The sequence below is a fragment of the Ligilactobacillus aviarius genome, from assembly GCF_001654615.1.
Lineage (GTDB): Bacteria > Bacillota > Bacilli > Lactobacillales > Lactobacillaceae > Ligilactobacillus > Ligilactobacillus aviarius_B.
The window spans coordinates 143044-163488 of record NZ_LWUD01000016.1; the positions used below are offsets into that span (position 1 = coordinate 143044).

A 20445-nucleotide genomic window follows, 5' to 3' on the forward strand; every position below is an offset into this window, starting at 1 on the left:
GGAAAATATGCGACGGCAAAGTTTTTATCGGTATTTAATGTCTTTGCGTGATCCAAATAAGCATGATGAGATCACACAGTTTGCCAATGATGCGTTTTACGACCAAGGATTTCCGAAACAAGCGGATGATTACCATGAAGTGTCGGATTACTTAGAAATGAACGCATCTTACTTGCCCTCGATGAGTATTTTTGATCAAGTTTGGCAAGGATATACAGATAAAATGGATAATTAAGGAGAATGATATGACAGTAATTCAATGGTATCCCGGACATATGGCGAAAGCGGTCCGGCAAGTAAAAGAGAATTTGAAACTTGTTGACATCGTGCTTGAACTTGTTGATGCACGGCTACCGGAATCGTCCCGCAATCCGCAACTCGAAGAAATTTTACAAAATAAATTAACGATTCGGGTCTTAACGAAGGCCGATTTAGCCGACCCTAAGCTAAATCGTGAATGGGTCAAGTATTATGAAGACCATGGCCAGCCAGCGGTTGCAATCAACAGTAACCAAGGATCTTTGAAAATTATTGAAAAGAAGATCAAAGAGGTCATGGCGGATAAGCTAGCTCGGCGGCAAGAAAAAGGCATTATTAATCAACGAGTTAAAGTAATGTGCATCGGAATTCCCAACGTTGGAAAGTCAACGTTGCTTAACCACCTTGTTAAAAAGAACATTGCCCAAACAGGAAATAAACCTGGAGTAACCAAATCTCAACAATGGTTGAAGGCCGGCAAGACGTTGCAGTTGCTTGATACTCCCGGGATTCTGTGGCCGAAATTTGAAGATCCATTGGTTGGTAAAAAGCTTGCTTTGACCGGAGCAATCAAAGATACACTATATGCTAAAGATGACGTTGCGTTGTACGCATTGGAATATTTTGTTGAAAATCATCCTTCAGAATTAATGGATCGTTACCATTTAACCGAAGATGAAATTCATGATACAACCGTTAACTTGTTATTGAATTTAACCAAGAAAATGGGCTTTAAGGAAGATTATGACCGGGCAAGTGAACGACTGATCTTTGAAATTCGAAAGAGCAAACTTGGACGATATACACTTGACTCTTTGCCGGGTGAAAATCAGGAAGATTCAAATGAAAATTAGTGAAATCAAAGCCCGGTTAAATGAAAATCCAACTGAAAGTTTCATTAATGAATTGCAGGATGATCCACGCAAAGGAGTTCAACAGGCCCTTCAAAGTTATTTGCGCCGGAAGAAACGTGAACGTGAAAAAGAAGCTGCGTTTGAGCACCGGCTGCAGTATGAACGGTCATTTTGGAATCAAGGAATTGATTTGATTGCTGGCATTGATGAGGTCGGTCGCGGACCATTAGCTGGCCCTGTCGTTTCGGCTGCAGTGATTTTACCGCACGATTTTCATGTGATTGATGTGAATGATTCAAAACAACTTTCTGAAAAGAAACGTGAGAAACTGTATCAGGTGATTCTTGAACAAGCAGTTGCTGTTGGAATTGGGATTGCCGATGCTGCTGAAATTGATGAGTTGAATATTTATCAAGCGACGCGAAAAGCAATGTTGCGGGCGGTTCAAAATCTTCAAGTTATTCCGCAACAGTTGATCATTGATGCGATGGCGATCGACACTTCGATTCCGCAGCTGAAGCTGATCAAGGGCGATGCTAAATCGGCGTCGGTTTCGGCTGCCAGTATCGTTGCAAAGGAATTTCGTGATCACTTAATGCAATTTTATGACCGGATTTATCCGGGCTATGATTTTGCGCATAATGTTGGTTATGGAACGGCCAACCATCTTGATGGATTGAGAAAATTCGGGATCACTCCGATTCATCGCAAGTCATTTGAACCCGTAAGTAAATTCAAATAAAATCAGACTTCTTTTGCGTAGTTATTAGTAGGCGGGCGTGAAAGGAGTTTTTTTATGTCGTTTGAAGAATTTATTTTACGGGTGCGGGCGTGTATTGGAATCGGATTGGCAACCGAATTTAAAATTTACCAATTTATTAAGCAAAATAAGCGGGTTCCGAATTTAAACGATTTTATTCAAATTATGGATGGAAAATATGCAATTGCAAGCGATGTGTATATGCGGATCTTTTCAAAGGAGACAACTGAACTTTTGCAACAAACCTTAGCATTTTCAAAGTATATTACGATTTTTGATCAGGCTTATCCGGCAAAGCTGCGGGAAATTTATCATCCGCCGCTCGTTTTGTTTTATCGCGGAAACCTTGAATTGCTCCAAAGAAAAGCGTTAGCAGTCGTTGGCGCTCGCCAGCACAGTTCATACTCGCATGAAGTGTTGCAAGGGCTGATCCCACCGATCGTTCAGAATAAAATCATAACGATCAGCGGACTAGCTCAAGGAGTCGATAGTTTATGCCACCGGCTAACGATCAATTCTGGTGGGGATACGGTTGGCGTGATTGGAACCGGGATGAATCGGGTTTATCCGCGATGTAATCAGGAGCTTCAGCATGAAATGATGCAAAATCATTTAGTAATTTCTGAATACGTTTATGATGAAGAACCGCGAGCATGGCATTTTCCCGAGCGGAACCGGATCATTGCGGGCCTATGCGATTCATTGATGGTTACGGAAGCTAAGGAGCGCAGCGGCAGTTTGATTACGGCAAATCTTGCATTGCAAGAGAACCGTAATGTTTTGGCGGTTCCAGGGAAAATCAACGCGGCACTTTCACGCGGATGCAACCTTTTGATTCGTGAAGGAGCCAAACCGGTTTTAGAAAGCCAAGACATTCTCGAAGAATTTTTAATACAATAACTTGACAAGGTTTATTCGTTTGTCCTAACATGTATACCGATTTTAGAGAATGTTAAGGAGTGGTTGGATGCCTGCAGCCAAAACGAAAACAACAGGTCGAAAAACGAAAAAGAAAACCACGAGAAAAGTTAAAAAGAATTTAGTGATTGTGGAATCGCCATCAAAGGCTAAAACGATTCAAAAGTATTTAGGATCACGGTATAAGGTAATGGCAAGTTTAGGCCATATTCGTGATTTACCTAAAAGTAAAATGGGAATCGACATTGAAAATGATTATGAACCACACTATATTTCAATTCGTGGTAAAGGCGACGTTATTAAAGAACTTCGCAAAGAAGCAAAGAAAGCAAACCATGTGTACCTTGCATCTGACCCGGACCGTGAAGGAGAAGCAATCGCATGGCATCTTTCATACTTGTTAGGACTTGACCCGCATGATAAAAACCGGGTCGTATTTAATGAAATTACTAAGGATACGGTCAAGAATGCATTTAAAACTCCGCGATCAATCGATATGAACTTGGTTGATGCCCAACAAGCACGGCGGGTTCTCGACCGGTTAGTTGGATATTCGATTTCTCCGATTTTATGGGCTAAGATCAAAAAGGGCCTATCGGCTGGTCGGGTGCAATCGATTGCCTTGAATTTAATCATTAAGCGGGAAGAAGAAATCAAAAAGTTCGTTCCGGAAGAATACTGGACAATTGATGGTCAATTCCAAAAGGGACGTTCAAAGTTTAATGCTGATTTTTATGGTAAGAACGGTAAAAAAGTTAAACCGAAAAATAATGATGAAGTGCAAGCAATTTTAGCTGATCTTGATTCGAAAAAGCCATTTACAGTTGCGAACGTTGAAAAGAAAGAACGGCGGCGGCAACCTCCATTGCCGTTTACGACGTCAACGATGCAACAGGTTGCAAACAATTCCTTGAAGTTTAGAACTTCAAAGACAATGATGGTTGCACAACAATTATATGAAGGAATCAATATTGGACGCGGTGGGGCCGTCGGATTGATCACTTACATGCGGACGGACTCAACCCGAATTTCAGCTGTTGCTAAGCATGAAGCTTCGAAGTTTATTCATGATGAATATGGGGCTGAGTATGCAGCTCTTAAACCGCGAGTTGGTAAGTTGCCTGAAGGGGCACAGGACGCTCACGAAGCGATTCGGCCATCGTCTGTAATGCGCACCCCGGCATCTCTTAAGAAGTATTTGACTCCAGATCAGATGAAACTTTACTCATTGATCTGGTCACGATTTGTTGCGAGTCAAATGACTCCGGCAGTTTATGATACTGCTCGCGTTGACCTTGAACAAAATGGAATTACTTACCGGGCAAATGGTTCGCAAATGAAGTTCCCAGGATTTACAAAGGTTTATCAGGATGCTTCCAAGAAGGATAATAAGTTGCCTGACTTAGCAGTTGGTGAAGAAGTTAAAGTGGTTAAGAATCAACCGAACCAACACTTCACGTTGCCACCTGCACGGTATACTGAAGCGGCTTTAATCAAGACGTTGGAAAGCAATGGTGTTGGGCGGCCATCAACGTATGCGCCAACCTTAAATACCATTCAAAAACGGTACTACGTAAAACTAGTTGCGCGGAAGTTTGAACCGACTGAATTAGGTGAAATTGTAAATCAAATGATCAAGGATTGTTTCCCTGATATTTTGAATATTGATTTCACGGCTGGTCTGGAAGACCAACTGGACGAAATTGAAGAAGGAAAACGTCAGTGGGTCAAGGTGGTTGATGAATTCTACAAGCCATTTGAAAAGGAACTCAATAGTGCTTCTGCCAAAATCGAAAAGGTTCGTATCAAAGATGAACCGGCTGGGTTTAACTGTGAAATTTGCGGTGCACCAATGGTTGTTAAAATGGGCCGGTATGGTAAGTTTTATGCTTGCAGTCGTTTCCCAGAATGTCGAAATACCAAGGCGATTACCAAGGAAATTGGGGTTAAATGTCCGAAATGCAAACAGGGTGAAATCCTTGAGCGGAAATCAAAGAAGAACCGGATCTTTTATGGTTGTTCACGGTATCCGGATTGTGATTTTGTTTCATGGGATATGCCGGTTGGACGTAATTGTCCGAAAGATGGTCACTATTTGGTATACAAAAAGAGTCGCAAAGGCCGGCAAGTTGTATGTCCAAACGGTGATTATGAAGAACCAATTGAAAAATAAATTTCAGAGAGGCTGCGACGGATGTCGGGGTCTCTTTTTGCTGAAAAAATACTTAAATCGCTTTTTTTAAGTGAATTTGTTAAAATACTGGTATCAGTGGTGGTTGATTTATTCTTGACTAAATTTGACCATTGATTAACAATGAATATTATAAATTAATTTATGAACTGAAAATTAATGAAGAATAAGGAGGAGTTACGATGACAACAATTTGTGCCGTAAAGCATAATGGAAAGACCGCAATTGCGGGTGACGGTCAAGTAACACTTGGTGAAAAGGTAATTGCAAAGGGACAAGCACGGAAAGTTCGGCGAATCTATGATAATAAGGTTGCCGTTGGCTTTGCCGGCGGAGTCGCTGATGCAATTAATCTTGAAGAACGATTTGAAAAGAAATTAAATGAATTTAATGATTTGAAGCGGGCAGCGGTTGAACTTGCTCAAGAATGGCGGTCAGATCAAACCCTTCAAAAACTTGAAGCAATGCTGATCGTAAGTGACAAGGACAACTTATTGATCGTTTCTGGGGGTGGCGAAGTCATTGAACCGGATGATGATGTGCTTGCAATTGGTTCTGGTGGTAATTTTGCTCAAGCAGCGGCAATTGCAATGACAAAGTATTCACCGGAGATGTCAGCGGCTGAAATTGCGCATGCTGCCCTTGATATCGCAGCGGATATTGATATCTTTACGAACCACAACGTAATCGTTGAAGAACCAGAAGAATAGAGGAATTGAAATGCAAACAAGCGAAAAAACTCCAAGTCAAATTGTGAGTGAACTTGATAAGTATATTATTGGGCAAAAGCAAGCGAAAAAGGCAGTTGCGGTTGCTTTACGGAACCGTTACCGGCGAATGCAATTGAATGATGAAATGCAAGAAGAAATCAAGCCCAAGAACCTGTTGATGATCGGGCCAACAGGGGTTGGGAAAACTGAAATTGCGCGACGGCTTGCTAAAATTGTTAATGCGCCGTTTGTTAAGGTTGAAGCTACTAAATTTACAGAAGTCGGTTATGTAGGACGCGACGTTGAATCAATGGTCCGGGACCTCGTTGAAGTTTCATACAAGATGGAACAGGATGAAATGTACGCCCGGGTTCGCAGCCAAGCAGTGCAAAAAGCAAATGAACGGTTAACAAAGATTATCGTTCCAGCACAACGAAAAGAAAAACGTCAAAATCAACAAGCCGATTTCATGAAAATGATGCAGGATTTACAACAGGGCAGGTTACCCAACTTTGAAGATCCAAATAAGGAAGAACCGGTTGATGCTGAAACGCAAAGCAAACGAATGAGCGTTAAGGATCAACTTCAACGCGGTCTCTTAGAAAATCAAGAAGTTACGATTGAAATGGACGATCCGCGGCAACAGTTCAATAATGAGTCAGGCATGCTTGGCCAAATGGGAATTGATTTGAACGACCTTGGTTCAATGATGCCGAAGAAGCGGGTAAAACGGACGTTACCTGTTAAGGAAGCCCGGGAAGTTTTCATCCGTGAAGAATCTGAAAAGTTAGTTGACTCAGCTGATATTGGAGCTGCTGCCATTAAGCGGGCTGAAAATTCAGGGATTATTTTCATTGATGAAATTGATAAAATTGCATCAACGGGCAAGCAAAATAACGGTGAAGTTTCGCGTGAAGGGGTCCAACGGGACATCTTACCAATCGTTGAAGGTTCACAAATTAAAACGAAATACGGAATTGTCAAAACCGATCACATTTTGTTTATTGGTTCAGGGGCATTTGCAGAAAGCAAACCAAGTGATTTGATTGCTGAACTTCAAGGACGGTTCCCAATTCGGGTCGAACTTGACGAATTGAAGAAGGAAGACTTCGTGAAGATTTTGACGGAACCGAAGAACGCCTTGATCAAGCAATATATTGCGTTGATTGGGACGGATAACATTTCGGTAACCTTCACGATTGAAGCAATTGAAAAGATTGCGGAAATTGCATACCGGGTTAACCATGAAAATGAAAATATTGGTGCGCGGCGGTTGCATACAATTTTGGAAAAACTGCTTGAAGATTTGCTTTATGAAGGCCCAGATATGCAAATGGGTGAAATTACGATTACCGAATCATATGTTGAAGACAAGATTGGATCAATTGCAGCTGATAAAGATTTGTCACGTTACATTTTGTAATTGAAGCGGAGGCTTAAAAATGGCAATTACGATCGAAAATCAAAAGATGACAGCAACCATCAATGAACATGGAGCAGAATTAGTCAGTTTAATCAATAAAACAAGCGGAAAAGAATATATGTGGAGTGGCGACGCCAAGTATTGGGGAAGGCACGCTCCAGTTCTTTTCCCAACGGTTGGACGGTTAAAGGATGACACTTATACGGTTGATGGTCAGGAATATCATATGAACCAGCATGGGTTTGCGCGGGACATGGATTTTGATGTTTTAAAGACCGAATCCGATCAAGTGGTTCTTGAATTGCATTCATCTGATCAAACGAAAAAGTTATATCCATATGATTTCATTTTAAGATTAGCATTTAAGTTAACGGATAATGGAGTTCAAGTTGGCTATGAAGTTGAAAACCCGGCGGATGAAGAAATGTGGTTTGGAATCGGCGGGCATCCGGCTTTTAAAGTTCCAATGGATGGTGATCACTTTTACGATGACTATGTTGTTAAGCTTGAACCGCAAACTGCTCGGAATATCATTCCGTTGAACGGACCGTATGCTGATATTGATCATTTGAAAGAAGAACGGACATCTGAAATTGAAGTGAGTCATGAACGTTTCAAAGATGATGCGGTTATTTTAGACCTTGGAGAAGGACCAACAACGGTTACGCTGACAGATAATGATCAGCGGCATGGAGTTCAATTAAAGACAGCGGATGCAAAGTATATTGGTGTATGGTCATGTTATCCGCAAGAAGGTCAATATGTTTGCCTTGAACCATGGTGGAGTATTGCTGATACGGTTGATTCAGACCAAGATTTTAAACATAAATTTGCTAATAATCATTTGGCAGCTCATCAAACATTTAAAACTGAATATGAAATTGACGTCTTTTAAAGATGACAAAAGCGGTTGTGACACAAGTCGCAACCGCCTTTTATGTAATATTTATTTTTTCTTTTCTTTGCGTTGACGCAACCAATATCCAAGGCCAAATGGAACCATATTTTCCGTTCCATTTTTAATTCGTTCGATATTTTTCCAGTGACGAATGAAAACAAAAATCGTTAGGACAACTGCCACGCCGATCAAGACCGGATCGCCAAAGAAAAATGAAACGATGGTAATGATCGTAAAGCCAACCATGCTTGCCATACTAACCATACTTGTAAGTAAAATTGTAATTAAGAAAATCGCCCATGCTAAAAGGAAGAATTTCCAGTTATAAACTAACAGGGCTCCCGCACTGGTTGCAACGGCTTTTCCGCCTTTGAAACCGGCAAAGATTGGAAAAACGTGGCCGATGATTGCTGAAAGGGCAATCAGCATTGGATTGGCACTTGAGTGAAAGAAGTACGGCAACAATGCTGCAAGGGTCCCCTTTAATGAATCCATTAATAAAACAACGATTCCGGCTTTTTTGCCTAAAACCCGAAAGGTATTGGTTGTGCCCATGTTTCCGCTGCCGTAATCACGGACATCTTTACCATAGAAAATCTTACCGATCAACACTCCCGAAGGAATTGAACCTAAAAGGTATCCAATTACGAGCATTACAGGAATTTTCCAGCTCATTCGGTAACCTCCTTTTAAGAATATCAAACTCGATTTTAACACTTTCCAACACTTCCGGCAATTATGTTGAAAACAATTGGCTTAATAAAAAATGAATAATTTGAATTTGAATCATCATCCCGGAACGGCAGCGAATGTGCTATAATCTTTAGCGTGTCAATTTAACTAATTATTAGAATTAAAGAATAAAAAAGAAACCAGAATTCATTAAAGAAAGGTTGAAGCGCATGGCAAATAATAACTATGGCGACGATTCGATTCAAGTTTTAAAGGGACTTGAAGCCGTTCGAAAACGTCCCGGGATGTACATTGGTTCAACTGACTCACGTGGATTACATCACTTGGTCTACGAAATCGTTGATAATGCAGTCGATGAAGCATTATCAGGATACGGAAAAGAAATCGATGTGACGATCCATGCCGATGAATCAATTACCGTTTCAGATTATGGCCGGGGAATGCCGGTCGGAATGCATGAAATGGGGATTCCAACAGTTGAAGTTATTTTTACCGTTTTGCACGCTGGCGGAAAATTCGGTCAAGGCGAATATAAGACGTCTGGTGGGCTCCACGGGGTTGGGGCCTCGGTTGTAAATGCTTTGTCTGAAAAGTTAACGGTCAATACGGTCCGCGATGGTGTTGAATACGAAGAAGACTTTGTTAACGGCGGCCAACCAGTTGGAACTTTACGTAAAATCGGTAAAACTTCAAAGAAGAGCGGAACAACCGTTACCTTTAAGCCGGATCCAACGATTTTTTCAACGACCCATTATAATTACGATACGCTGGCTGAACGGTTGCGTGAATCAGCTTTCTTATTGAAAGGTGTTAAGATCACGTTAACGGACGAACGTGACGGCGGGGAACAGGATGTTTTCCATTTCGAAGAAGGAATCAAAGAATTCGTTGCGTACTTAAATGAAGATAAGGATACGTTGGGCGATGTCATGTACTTTGAAGGATCAAAGGACGGCGTTGAAGTTGAAGTCGCAGCCCAATACAATGACGGCTATTCAGAAACGATCATGTCGTTTGTTAACAATGTGCGGACGAAGGATGGCGGAACGCATGAAGCCGGAATGAAATCAGCATGGACAAAGGCGTTCAACGAATATGCCCGTAAGGTGGGATTGTTAAAGGAACGTGCGCGGAATTTAGACGGCAGTGACGTTCGCGAAGGCCTTTCAGCAATTGTTTCGGTTCGGATTCCAGAAGAATTATTGCAATTTGAAGGCCAGACGAAGGGAAAATTGGGAACTCCCGAAGCTCGATCAATCGTTGATGGCGTCGTTAATGAGCAGTTGCAATACTATTTGATGGAAAACGGGGAATTTGCCCAAGACCTTGTTCGAAAAGCAATGAAAGCGCGGGATGCCCGTGAAGCAGCACGGAAAGCCCGCGATGAAAGCCGGAACGGAAAGAAGCGGCGGAAAAAAGATCAATTACTTTCAGGAAAACTGACGCCTGCGCAGTCGAAAAATGCAAAGAAAAATGAATTATTCCTTGTCGAAGGGGATTCTGCCGGCGGTTCAGCTAAGCAAGGCCGTGACCGGAAGTTTCAAGCAATTCTTCCGCTTCGAGGTAAGGTTTTGAACACTGAAAAGGCCAAGCTGCAAGATATTGTTAAAAATGAAGAAATCAATACAATGATTTATACGATTGGGGCCGGTGTTGGTGCTGATTTTAAACTTGAAGATGCCAATTACGACAAAATCATTATTATGACCGATGCGGATACCGATGGGGCGCACATTCAAACGTTGTTACTGACATTCTTCTATAAGTACATGCGGCCGTTGATCAATGCTGGCCGGGTATACATTGCATTACCGCCATTGTATAAGTTGCAAAAGAAAGTTAAGAAGAAGTTAAAGGTTCAATACGCGTGGACCGAAGATGAATTGCAACAGGCAACGAAAGAATTCGGCAAGGGTTATACGTTGCAACGGTTTAAAGGACTTGGTGAAATGAACGCTGATCAGTTATGGGAAACGACCATGAACCCTGAAACTCGGACTTTAGTACGGGTAAAGATCGACGATGAAGCAGTTGCCGAAAAACGGGTCACAACGCTGATGGGTGATAAAGTTGAACCCCGACGGAAATGGATCGAGCGCAACGTTAAGTTTTCACTTGAAGAAGATGGCAGTCTGTTAGATACGGTTGCTGCTGAAGGAGCTCACGGAACTGGAAATGCAGATTCGGCTAAGGAAGCAGAATATTATTCAGAATCCCTTTTTGATGATGATTTTCTTAACAATCCAGATGAAAAGGAGGACTAGCAGTTGAGTAAACAAAGCAACATTCAGGAATTATCCCTTGAAGCGGTTATGGGTGAACGGTTTGGCCGGTATTCAAAATATATCATCCAAGAACGGGCATTGCCTGATATTCGGGATGGATTGAAGCCGGTTCAGCGGCGAATCCTATATGCAATGAATGAAGATGGAAATACCTATGACAAAGCTTTCCGCAAGTCAGCGAAGTCGGTCGGAAATGTTATGGGGAATTTTCACCCGCATGGCGATTCCTCAATTTATGAAGCGTTAGTTCGGTTAAGTCAAGATTGGAAATTGCGGGAACCGTTAATTGAAATGAATGGAAATAATGGTTCAATGGACGGCGATCCGGCGGCTGCAATGCGGTATACTGAAGCGCGGTTATCTGAAATCGCATCTGAAATGTTGAAGGACATTGATAAGGATACGGTTGAAATGGTTCTGAACTTTGATGATACCGAATACGAACCAACCGTTTTACCAGCGCGCTTTCCAAACTTACTGGTTAATGGGGCAACTGGAATTTCTGCCGGTTATGCAACTGAAATTCCAACCCATAATCTCGCCGAAACGATTCAAGCAACGATTTATTTAATGGACCATCCCGATGCAACCCTTGAAGATTTGATGCAATTCGTTAAGGGACCTGATTTTCCAACTGGCGGAATCTTACAAGGAATTGACGGAATTAAGAAGGCTTATCGGACAGGCCGGGGACGAGTTGTTCTTCGTTCACGGACTTCAATCGAAAAAATTAAGGGCGGCAAGCAGCAAATTGTTGTCACTGAGATTCCGTATGAAGTTAATAAGTCATTGCTAGTCAAGAAAATCGATGAAATTCGCCTTTTGAAAAAGGTTGAAGGAATCGCTGAAGTTCGAGACGAAAGTGACCGTGAAGGATTACGGATCGTGATTGAGTTGAAGCGCAATGCGCAAGCTCAAGGAATTTTAAATTACCTGTTTAAAAACACCGACTTGCAAATTTCGTATAACTTTAACATGGTGGCAATCAATAATAAGCGGCCGGAACATGTTGGCTTGAAGCAAATTTTAAGTGCTTACGTTGATCATCAACGGGAAGTTACTAGTCGCCGGACCAAGTTTGATCTTGATAAAGCTCAGGCCCGGAAACACATCGTTGATGGGTTAATCAAGGCCTTGTCGATTCTTGATGAAGTGATCCATACGATTCGGCACTCTGAAAACAAGAAGGATGCAAAGGATAATTTAGTTTCAAAGTATGATTTCACTGAAAAACAAGCGGAAGCAATCGTTTCATTGCAATTGTATCGCTTAACCAATACCGACGTAACGGCGTTAGAAAAGGAAGCTGCTGAATTAACCGAAAAGATTACGCGGTTCCAACAGATTTTAAATGACCCGCAAGAACTTGATGGGGTTATTAAAACTGAATTACAAGAAGTGGCTAAAAAGTATGGTTCTGCGCGGTTGACCGAAATTCAGGATGAAATTTCAGAATTGAAGATCGATACCAAGGTTACGGTTGCCGAAGAGGACGTAATGGTCTTGATCTCAAAACAAGGTTACGTCAAGCGTTCATCGATCCGATCATACACGGCTTCAGATGAACAGGATAATGGATTGCGTGACGAAGATCAGCCTGTTTTCCAAGGAAAAGTCAATACTTTAAATCACGTTTTAATGTTTACGAACAAGGGAAATATGATTTATCGGCCAGTCCATGAAATTACGGAGATGCGGTGGAAAGATACGGGTGAACACCTTTCTCAAACGATTGGTTTGGATGCAGATGAGTTCGTTTTGCACGTTGAAGTTTTGAAATCCTTGAAAACAGATGGCAAGTTTGTAATTGCAACGAAGGAAGGGCTGATCAAACAGACCAAGTTAGCTGATTTGCAACCAGGACGAACATATCGCTCACGGGCCAGCATGTATATCAAGTTAAAGACGCCAACGGATGAAGTTTTGACCGTTGAATTTGTCAACGATGACCAACCGCGGCAAGTCCTTGCGATTACTCACGGCGGTTATGGTTTGCGCTATGATTTAAGTGAAGTCTCTGTTTTAGGGGCTAAGGCTGCCGGAGTTAAGAACATGGATCTGCGGGATGATTATTTGAGTGCAGTTAAATTGGTAAATGACGATGCAGTAATTGGCATTATCACTCATCGCGGAGCATTTAAGCAAATGAAGGTCAGTGAAATTCCGCAAACGACCCGAGCACGGCGCGGGGTTCAAGTCCTGCGGGAATTGAAACGCAATCCGCACCGCGTTGCAGCGGTTGTACTGATCAAACCGGGTCAGGAAATTCACGTAATCACCGATCATAACGAGATCGTCTCAATTGATCCTGCTGATCATCCGTTAAGTGATCGCTATTCAAACGGCTCATTTGTTTTAGATACTGAAACGCAGGGAAATGTAATGCATGCTGAATGTATTTTAAAGGATGAACCTGAAGAAGATAAAGAATAGCAAGGTATTAATCTAATTGAAAGAGGTTGTGACATAAGAGTCGCAGCCTTTTTATTAGTTCAAGAATTTTAAAAATCTTAATCTTTTCTTATAAATTATTTTGTATAATAGTTTTTATTGTTTGAATTCGAAACGAAGAGGAGCGTATTTGGAAACATGGAATATCCAATTATTCTTTGTGAAGATAATCCAGAACAATTGGCAAATTTAACCTTGATTATCAATGATTTTAATATGTTTCATCCTAACCAATATAAGTTGGCATTTAAATCATCAGACCCGCATGCGATTGAGGAATACATTAAAGAAAATTCAGTTGAAAAAGGGGTCTATTTCCTTGATATTGATCTTGGATCAGATATTAACGGAATCGATCTTGCTCAGTGGGTTCGGAATCACGATATTAGCGGAAAGATTATCTTTGTTACAACCCATACAGAGATGGCGCCGTTAACCCTTCAACGCCAGGTTGAACCGCTTGGATTTATCACGAAAGATATGGGTTATGAGCAAATGCGCATCGAAATCGTTGATACGCTGAATTTGGCATATGAACGGATCGAAAAAAAAGCCCTTGAAAATGACAAGATGTATTCATTTTCAATTGGCAACCAAGTATTAAACTTCGAAGAAAAGAAAATTATTTATATTACATCATCAGATAAAGCTCATCGGGTAATTTTGGTTACGCAAGATGGGCAGTATGAATTTTTCGACAATATTGCTAATTTGGAAAAAGAGACGGGATTATTGAAGGTTTCACGTTCATTACTGGTTAATCCGAAAAATATTGAACGTGTCGACTACAAAATGCGCGTAATCTATTTCAAAAACAGTGATGAAGAGGTCTTTTCATTAAGTAAGACGAAAGCATTGAAGCAAGCACTGTTAAATGAGAACGAAGAGTAAAAGGCTGACGAAAGTCGCCTTTTTTTATTGATTATTATCGAACATATGTTCTTTTTGTGGTAAAATAATGCATGCGAGGTGAGAAAGAATGAAATATTATGCGGTTCGGCGAGGGCGAATCCCCGGAATTTATTCAAATTATCTTGATGCATGGAAGCAAACTCAAGGATTTTCGAATGCAAAAATGAAAGCTTTTAAAACGTTAGGTGAGGCCAAGACGTTCGTCGGCAAGGTGCCAAATCGAGCTGAGAAGAATATAACCGGCAATTTTTATGTGGTTGATTTTAAAGAACAGGAAATGGTTTTCCTTTCAACTGAACGGGTTGTGAATTTTTTAATTGGACATCCCGGAGCAACTCTGCGGCGGTACCTTGATTTTGGGGAATTATTACAAAATATTCGTAAAAAAGGAATTGTTTTATACACGGATGGTTCATTCATTGAAAGTTATGGTTGCTATAGCGGGGCGTTTGTTGCGGTTGATGCGGAGAAGCATGTTGTTCATGAAGAACGATTCACGGGACAGCAAACGCGATTTATTGAAGCGCGGAATAATGCTGGAGAAGCATTAGCAATCGTGCGCGCGTTAAAGTGGGCGGTTGCGAACCAGTATCAAGAAATAATGATCGTAACGGATAGTGATAATATCGTTAGGTGGATCAACGGCAATCGTTCAAACTTACCGATTTGTAATTATTTTATCAATCAGCTTAAACATTTTCGCCAAAATTCGCAGATTGAAATTCATTTTAAAGTTGTCAAAGCCCACGCCCAAACATATTATAATAACTACGTTGATCGGCTTACCCGTGAAGTGATTTACAAGGAAAAGGCTGATAATCATTTATGTTACCAGTTGATGAATGATGATCAGTTTTTGCGTGATTTTTTAAATAATCATCCATCTGCGTTCACTGCTTTACAAACCGAAACATTTCATTTTTATCGGGCAAAAGAATTGAATACGCAAGCAATTAACTGGGTTCCAGCTGAACAGGCAGTTGTGATGATTGGAGATCTTCCAAATACATATGGCACGTATTTAATGTTGTTGTATAATCAAGGATCCCGGTTAAAACAGATGGTGGGGAAGATCCATTCCCGAAACTTATTTGTTAAAAATTGAATGTTTGGAAATATAAAAAAGAATAAGGTGTGATAAAACGTTAAAACGAGCGTGATGGAAGCAGAAAAGCGAACGAATCGCGCCAGCATAGATTCGGAGGTTTCGAACTTCCAAGTAGCTCGTTTGTTTTGGAACCCGATTATGCGGGAATAACAAAGAGACTGCAACTTATGTCACAGTCTCTCCTTAATACTTAATTATTTGCTGAATTCTTTGATGATTGATTTGATATCACCAATCACTTTCTTTTGTTCAACATAACTTTTGATTTTTGAATCATCATCGCTGACATTTGAAAGGGTTCCAATCAAATCGTCAACTTTGCGTTCGATTTTATTAACGGTGCTGTTTTCGTCATTGATCCAATTTTGGACTTCTTTTTCGGATTGTTTTTCAGCCCGTTCTTCGACATGGTCAATTTTCTTCCCGTCACGAATGATGCTGTGCAGATCATGCAATGCTTTTTCTTGATCGGCAAAATGAGCAAGTTTGTTTTCAGCACTTCCCATCTTGGATAAATTGATATCAAGTTTTTCAATTTGATCGTTGATCTTTGTTAATAACTTTGCTTCTTCTTTTGCGTAATCCATAAGTGATAACCCCTTATAATTAGTTTATTTGTAAAATTCACTTTACAAGCTTATTGTAGTAGTTATTGAATTTAAAGTATAAGAAAACGGCCCCAATTATTTATGAATGCTTATTTCTTAACTAAAAGGCAAACTGTTTAGCTAATATTTAATAAAGAAACGAGACTAGGATTAATCTTCTAGCCTCGTTTTCATTTAATCACCGTTAAAATATCAGATAAATAAAAATAATCGTTTAAACGTGGAAAGTAACTGTAAATCTCACGAACTGCTGAATCAAAGTCAGAAAATGAAAAAGATTGAGCGATTCGTTGATGAATCAGTTGTCGAAGTTTTTGGTATTTGTGGTTGACCTTAACTAAACTCGAAAAGTTCATTGGATCGCCATGTCCCGGGCACCACGTTTGGATTTTAAACGTCGTTAAAATCTTCTTGATATTCTGTTCGTATTCCTGGTTCAAAAGGCAAAGTTTTTGGTTAACCGGATCAATGTCTAAAAGAACGTTAAAATAAATTCCTTTTAAAATCAGGTCCCCGCCAAAAAAGAAATTATCCTTTTGAAAAACAATGTCGGCCGGTGAATGACCGCGTAAACGTTGAATCCGAACAGAAGAAACAGGTAACCGATTCAAGTCTTTAAAGTTAACGTTTTCTAGGAAAGGTAAAAACCGCTTTTGAAGCTGAGCCTTTATCTGATCAATGGCATGCGGCGGAATGCCCAAGGTTTGCAGTTGTTGGGTTTGTTCTTCAATTGCACTTAAATATGCAACTGTTCCGTAGTATCGGACTCCTGGATCAGCATAGACCGCGGTTTCTTTAGGAAAGTACTTTAACAAGCCGACATGATCTGGATGGTGGTGGGTTATAACCACGGATACCTGTTTGAGATCGATTCCAAGGCTTTTCAAGTTTTGTTGTAATTTTAAATAGCACGGGTAGTTATCCGGTCCTGCGTCAATTAACAACTTTTCGTCTTTTAAAAAGTAAACATTAACTTGTGGGGCACGGGAATCTGTTTGAGCCATTTTCATTAAATAGACGTCAGATGTAATTTGTTTCATTGAATTAACCTACCATTTGCACAAGCATGATAATGCCGATAATAATGAAGAAAATATCAAGGAAAACAGCTAACTTTTGATCATTGATCTTGTTGGCATATTTTGATCCGAGCATTCCGCCGATAACAGCACCGATAGCTAGTAAGATTCCATAAAGGAAATTAATGTGCCCATGCGTAAAATATCCAACGTCAGATGAAAGGGCCGTGATGGCCATGATCAAGGTCGATGTTCCAACCGCTGTATGCATTGGGTATCCAAGAATTACAACCAACGCAAGTAAAATCATGACGCCGCCACCAGCACCGAAGATTCCGCTAATAATTCCGATGACGATTCCGATTAAAACGGCGGTTAAAATCTCGGTCCATTGATGTTTAAAATTGATTTGTTTTTGCGGTTTTTGATTTCCTTTTTTCGCTTTCCGTAACTGACTGATTCCGGAGAAGATCAATAGAATACCAAAAAGGCCGGAAAGGGTAACGCCTTTAGTTTGGTTGGCGATGGTCGCTCCAATTTGTGCTCCGATAATTGACGCAACTGCGATCCAAAGACCAAACTTTAATTCAACGTGGCCTTTCCGGTAGTAATTGTACGATACAACGATCGAAGTCACGATATCGACGAAAAGACTGGTTCCAATTGCAGTATGAACATCAACGTGAAAGAGCATTGAAAGGGTCGGTACAATCAAGGTGACCGCGCTGGCGCCCACAAGACTTGTGATTCCGCCAGTGATCAAGCCAATAATAATTAAAACCCCATATAACAGATAAGTCATTTAATTCACCCCAATAATTGTTGTTTTCTATCGAGTAAGTCTAGCATAACTATGAGATGAAGGTTAATAATTCGGCCGGTTTCGAAATTAATAGGTGTAATCTTGATTAATAATTGGTATAATTTGAAATAAAGTATTGAAAGGACCGTGGATGATATGAAAATTTTTCTTCAACAAATTCAAATAAAACGCCTTGTTTTCGCCCATCGACATCCACGGATGCATGAAATTGAAAAATAATGAACCAGAAAGAAAAATTTGAAAGAATGGACGAAGTTAAATGGAAAACAACAAAACAAAGAAACTCGGATTATTAAGCCTGGCAAGTGTCGTTTTGAGTGCGATGCTTGGAGGCGGAATTTTTGATTTACCGAAAAACATGGCATCGGTTGCAGGAGCAAAAGCCCAAATTATTGCTTGGATCGTTGTCGGAATTGGAATGTGGTTTGTAACCTCAATGTTTTTGAAACTGACGGAATTAAAACCGGATTTAACGACGGGATTGTACAAGTACGGCGAAGCCGGTTTTGGAAAGTTTACAGGCTTTTTTGTTTCATGGGGTTACTGGATTTGTGAGTGTTTCTCAAACGTTGCATATGCGGTTTTGATTATGAGTACGCTGAATTATTTCTTCCCAGAAAAGTTTAGCGGCGGAAATAACTGGCCGTCAGTCATTGGCGCCACGATTATTTTATGGGGAATGACGTTTATTATTGCGTACGGAATTGAGCAAGCCGGTTGGGTAACGGTTGTTGGAACGGTTGCCCGGATGGCAGTGATTGCATTGATTATTGTTGCATTGGCAATCCACTTTAAGTGGGTCACGTTTACAACGAACTTCAGTGCATCCCAATCAATTCCAGCGTTGCATGATCAATCATTGGGAAGCATCCCTCATCAAGTTTTGAAGACCATGACCGTTACGCTTTGGGCGTTCGGTGGAATTGAAGGCGCGGTTGTCTTATCAGACCGGGCCAAATCGCAGCTTGAAGTTAAGCGGGCAACGGCAATTGGCTACTTTATGTGTCTTGCATTGTACATCATTGTTTCGTTGTTGCCGTTAGGATTATTGTCATATGGTGAGATTGCCCGAATGGTATCACCATCAACGGCTCAATTGTTAACGTTGGCGATGCACTGTTCAGCAGGCCGGTTGATCATTGCGGCCGGGTTGATCGTTTCAGTTTTGTCATGCTGGTTGTCATGGACAATGATGTTAGCCGAAATGCCGTTTGCCGCTGCAAAGGATGGAGCATTTCCCAAGATTTTTGCAAAGGAAAATAAAAAGCATGTTCCAGTCTTCTCGCTTTTTGCAGCAACGGTCGTGATGCAACTGATCATTCTGCTATCACACTTTGCAAACGATGCCTTTCAAATGGCGTATACGATCGTAGCAACAATGACGGTTCCGCCGTACTTTATTAGTGCATTATATTTGATCAAGCTCTCAATTAAGCAAGCAAATTATCCGGGGCAAAAGGGACGGATCAGTGCATTAGTAACTGGAATTTTGGCGGCTTTGTTTACCTTGATCATGGGGATTTCAGCTGGAATCAATTACGTAACGATTGCATTTATTGCATACGTGATCGGAATTCCGTTGTTTGTCAAAGCCCGGAAAGAACAAGCTCCTGGGGAACCGATTTTCACCCGTTATGAAAAATGGTTTGCCGCTGCAATTGTTGTCGTTGCCATCGGCGGGGTTATTTTACTTTTGAATTAGTAAGCAGGTGAATTAGTGGGAAGTTATTCAGATGAAGAGTTTACGGGAATTGTTGTTAGTCGACAAGATTACCGGGAACGCGATATGTTAGTAACGATTTTAACTGACCGCTTTGGCTTTAAGACGTTTTTTATTCGGGGAGCGCGGAAACGCGGTTTTCGAATGCAAGCTGCCATTTTACCGTTTACTCACGGAACTTATATTGGAAAAATCAATGATGATGGATTGTCATTTATTACGACGACGAGGGAAGTTGCTCAGTACCAAGAAATTTCGCAAGATATTGAGCTTAACGCGTATGCCTCATATATTCTTGGATTAGCTCGCCAAGCATTTGGTAATCAGCCAGACTTGGCGAGTTTATGGTTTACTCAGCTTGCAACCGCGTTACAATTAATTGACGAAGGCTATGATCCAGCCATCATTACCAATATTATCGAGGTTAAGTTACTTGGATGTTTTGGAGTCCAACCGAACTGGCAGGCATGTGCGGTTTGCGGGCGCGATGATCTTCCGTTTGATTATTCTGAAATGTATGGCGGGCTGTTATGCCAGGAGCACTGGCATTTAGATGAGCACCGGCTGCATTTAGATAAACGGACGATTTACTTTTTGCGGCAATTTAGCGTTGTTGATCTAACGAAATTGAACTCGATCAATTTAAAAGAAACGACCAAACACAATTTACGGCGGGCGCTGGATGAAATTTATAACAGTCAAGTCGGCGTTTACGTCAAAGCGAAAAAATTTATCGATCAGATGGGATCATGGGATAAAATTCTTAAAAATAAAAATAATTAAAAACTTATTTATTTTATTTTAAACACTGGTA

The 20445-nt window shown here is 40.8% G+C and carries 18 protein-coding genes; 14 read left to right on the forward strand and 4 right to left on the reverse strand.

The annotated features are described in order from the left end of the window. The first annotated feature begins 7 nt into the window (after positions 1-7). The 8 genes from A3O17_RS03710 (at position 8) to A3O17_RS03745 (ending at position 8009) form a co-directional block, all read left to right on the forward strand. Complete coding sequence (locus tag A3O17_RS03710; protein WP_064208630.1) at positions 8-235, forward strand: YozE family protein; 228 nt, start codon at positions 8-10, stop codon at positions 233-235. A 10-nt stretch (positions 236-245) separates the two neighbouring features. Continuing rightward, positions 246-1112 (forward strand): ribosome biogenesis GTPase YlqF, encoded by an 867-nt coding sequence (ylqF, locus tag A3O17_RS03715; RefSeq protein ID WP_057827414.1) that lies wholly within the window; start codon positions 246-248, stop codon positions 1110-1112. Next, entirely contained in the window at positions 1102-1854 is a 753-nt protein-coding gene (locus A3O17_RS03720) for a ribonuclease HII (RefSeq protein WP_064212975.1), read from the forward strand. Before ylqF ends, A3O17_RS03720 begins: the two co-directional genes overlap by 11 nt. 54 nt (positions 1855-1908) lie before the next feature. Continuing rightward, the gene (gene dprA, locus A3O17_RS03725) at positions 1909-2772 is read left to right on the forward strand and encodes a DNA-processing protein DprA (protein ID WP_064212976.1); all 864 of its coding nucleotides are present in this window, start codon (positions 1909-1911) and stop codon (positions 2770-2772) included. Positions 2773-2839: 67 nt separating this feature from the next. Next, on the forward strand, positions 2840-4963 hold the full coding sequence (gene topA / locus A3O17_RS03730) for a type I DNA topoisomerase (RefSeq protein WP_064212977.1): 2124 nt from the start codon (positions 2840-2842) through the stop codon (positions 4961-4963). A 200-nt stretch (positions 4964-5163) separates the two neighbouring features. Continuing rightward, positions 5164-5691, forward strand: coding sequence for an HslVU peptidase proteolytic subunit (gene hslV, locus A3O17_RS03735; protein ID WP_057827418.1), 528 nt, complete (start codon positions 5164-5166; stop codon positions 5689-5691). Positions 5692-5701: 10 nt separating this feature from the next. Continuing rightward, positions 5702-7114 (forward strand): ATP-dependent protease ATPase subunit HslU, encoded by a 1413-nt coding sequence (gene hslU / locus A3O17_RS03740; RefSeq protein WP_064212978.1) that lies wholly within the window; start codon positions 5702-5704, stop codon positions 7112-7114. Between the two features lie 19 nt (positions 7115-7133). Further along, a complete protein-coding gene (locus tag A3O17_RS03745; RefSeq protein WP_064212979.1) occupies positions 7134-8009 on the forward strand; it encodes an aldose 1-epimerase family protein in 876 nt (291 codons plus the stop codon). Positions 8010-8060: 51 nt separating this feature from the next. Here the strand turns inward: A3O17_RS03745 and plsY are convergent, their stop codons facing one another. After that, positions 8061-8687 (reverse strand): glycerol-3-phosphate 1-O-acyltransferase PlsY, encoded by a 627-nt coding sequence (plsY, locus tag A3O17_RS03750; protein ID WP_064208208.1) that lies wholly within the window; start codon positions 8685-8687, stop codon positions 8061-8063. 227 nt (positions 8688-8914) lie between these two features. Here plsY and parE point away from each other — a divergent pair, with 227 nt between their 5' ends. The 4 genes from parE to A3O17_RS03770 all read left to right on the forward strand — a co-directional run bounded on the left by parE (position 8915) and on the right by A3O17_RS03770 (position 15458). Then, entirely contained in the window at positions 8915-10969 is a 2055-nt protein-coding gene (gene parE / locus A3O17_RS03755) for a DNA topoisomerase IV subunit B (protein ID WP_064208209.1), read from the forward strand. A gap of 48 nt (positions 10970-11017) precedes the next feature. Next, positions 11018-13423, forward strand: coding sequence for a DNA topoisomerase IV subunit A (parC, locus tag A3O17_RS03760; protein WP_064213004.1), 2406 nt, complete (start codon positions 11018-11020; stop codon positions 13421-13423). Positions 13424-13579: 156 nt separating this feature from the next. Further along, positions 13580-14332, forward strand: a complete 753-nt coding sequence (locus A3O17_RS03765; protein ID WP_064212980.1) for a LytR/AlgR family response regulator transcription factor — start codon at positions 13580-13582, stop codon at positions 14330-14332. A gap of 88 nt (positions 14333-14420) precedes the next feature. After that, positions 14421-15458, forward strand: coding sequence for a ribonuclease H family protein (locus A3O17_RS03770; RefSeq protein WP_064212981.1), 1038 nt, complete (start codon positions 14421-14423; stop codon positions 15456-15458). 197 nt (positions 15459-15655) lie between these two features. Here the strand turns inward: A3O17_RS03770 and A3O17_RS03775 are convergent, their stop codons facing one another. From A3O17_RS03775 to A3O17_RS03785, 3 genes are all read right to left on the reverse strand, one after another. Further along, positions 15656-16048 (reverse strand): hypothetical protein, encoded by a 393-nt coding sequence (locus tag A3O17_RS03775; protein ID WP_057827425.1) that lies wholly within the window; start codon positions 16046-16048, stop codon positions 15656-15658. A 191-nt stretch (positions 16049-16239) separates the two neighbouring features. Further along, entirely contained in the window at positions 16240-17109 is an 870-nt protein-coding gene (locus A3O17_RS03780) for an MBL fold metallo-hydrolase (RefSeq protein WP_064212982.1), read from the reverse strand. 4 nt (positions 17110-17113) lie between these two features. Further along, positions 17114-17890: a sulfite exporter TauE/SafE family protein gene (locus tag A3O17_RS03785; RefSeq protein WP_081255640.1), complete on the reverse strand. Its 777-nt coding sequence runs from the start codon at positions 17888-17890 to the stop codon at positions 17114-17116. 280 nt (positions 17891-18170) lie between these two features. Here A3O17_RS03785 and A3O17_RS03790 point away from each other — a divergent pair, with 280 nt between their 5' ends. Both A3O17_RS03790 and recO read left to right on the forward strand, forming a co-directional pair. Next, positions 18171-19613, forward strand: a complete 1443-nt coding sequence (locus tag A3O17_RS03790; RefSeq protein WP_064212983.1) for a basic amino acid/polyamine antiporter — start codon at positions 18171-18173, stop codon at positions 19611-19613. Between the two features lie 15 nt (positions 19614-19628). After that, on the forward strand, positions 19629-20414 hold the full coding sequence (recO, locus tag A3O17_RS03795; RefSeq protein ID WP_064212984.1) for a DNA repair protein RecO: 786 nt from the start codon (positions 19629-19631) through the stop codon (positions 20412-20414). The last annotated feature ends 31 nt before the right edge of the window (positions 20415-20445 follow it).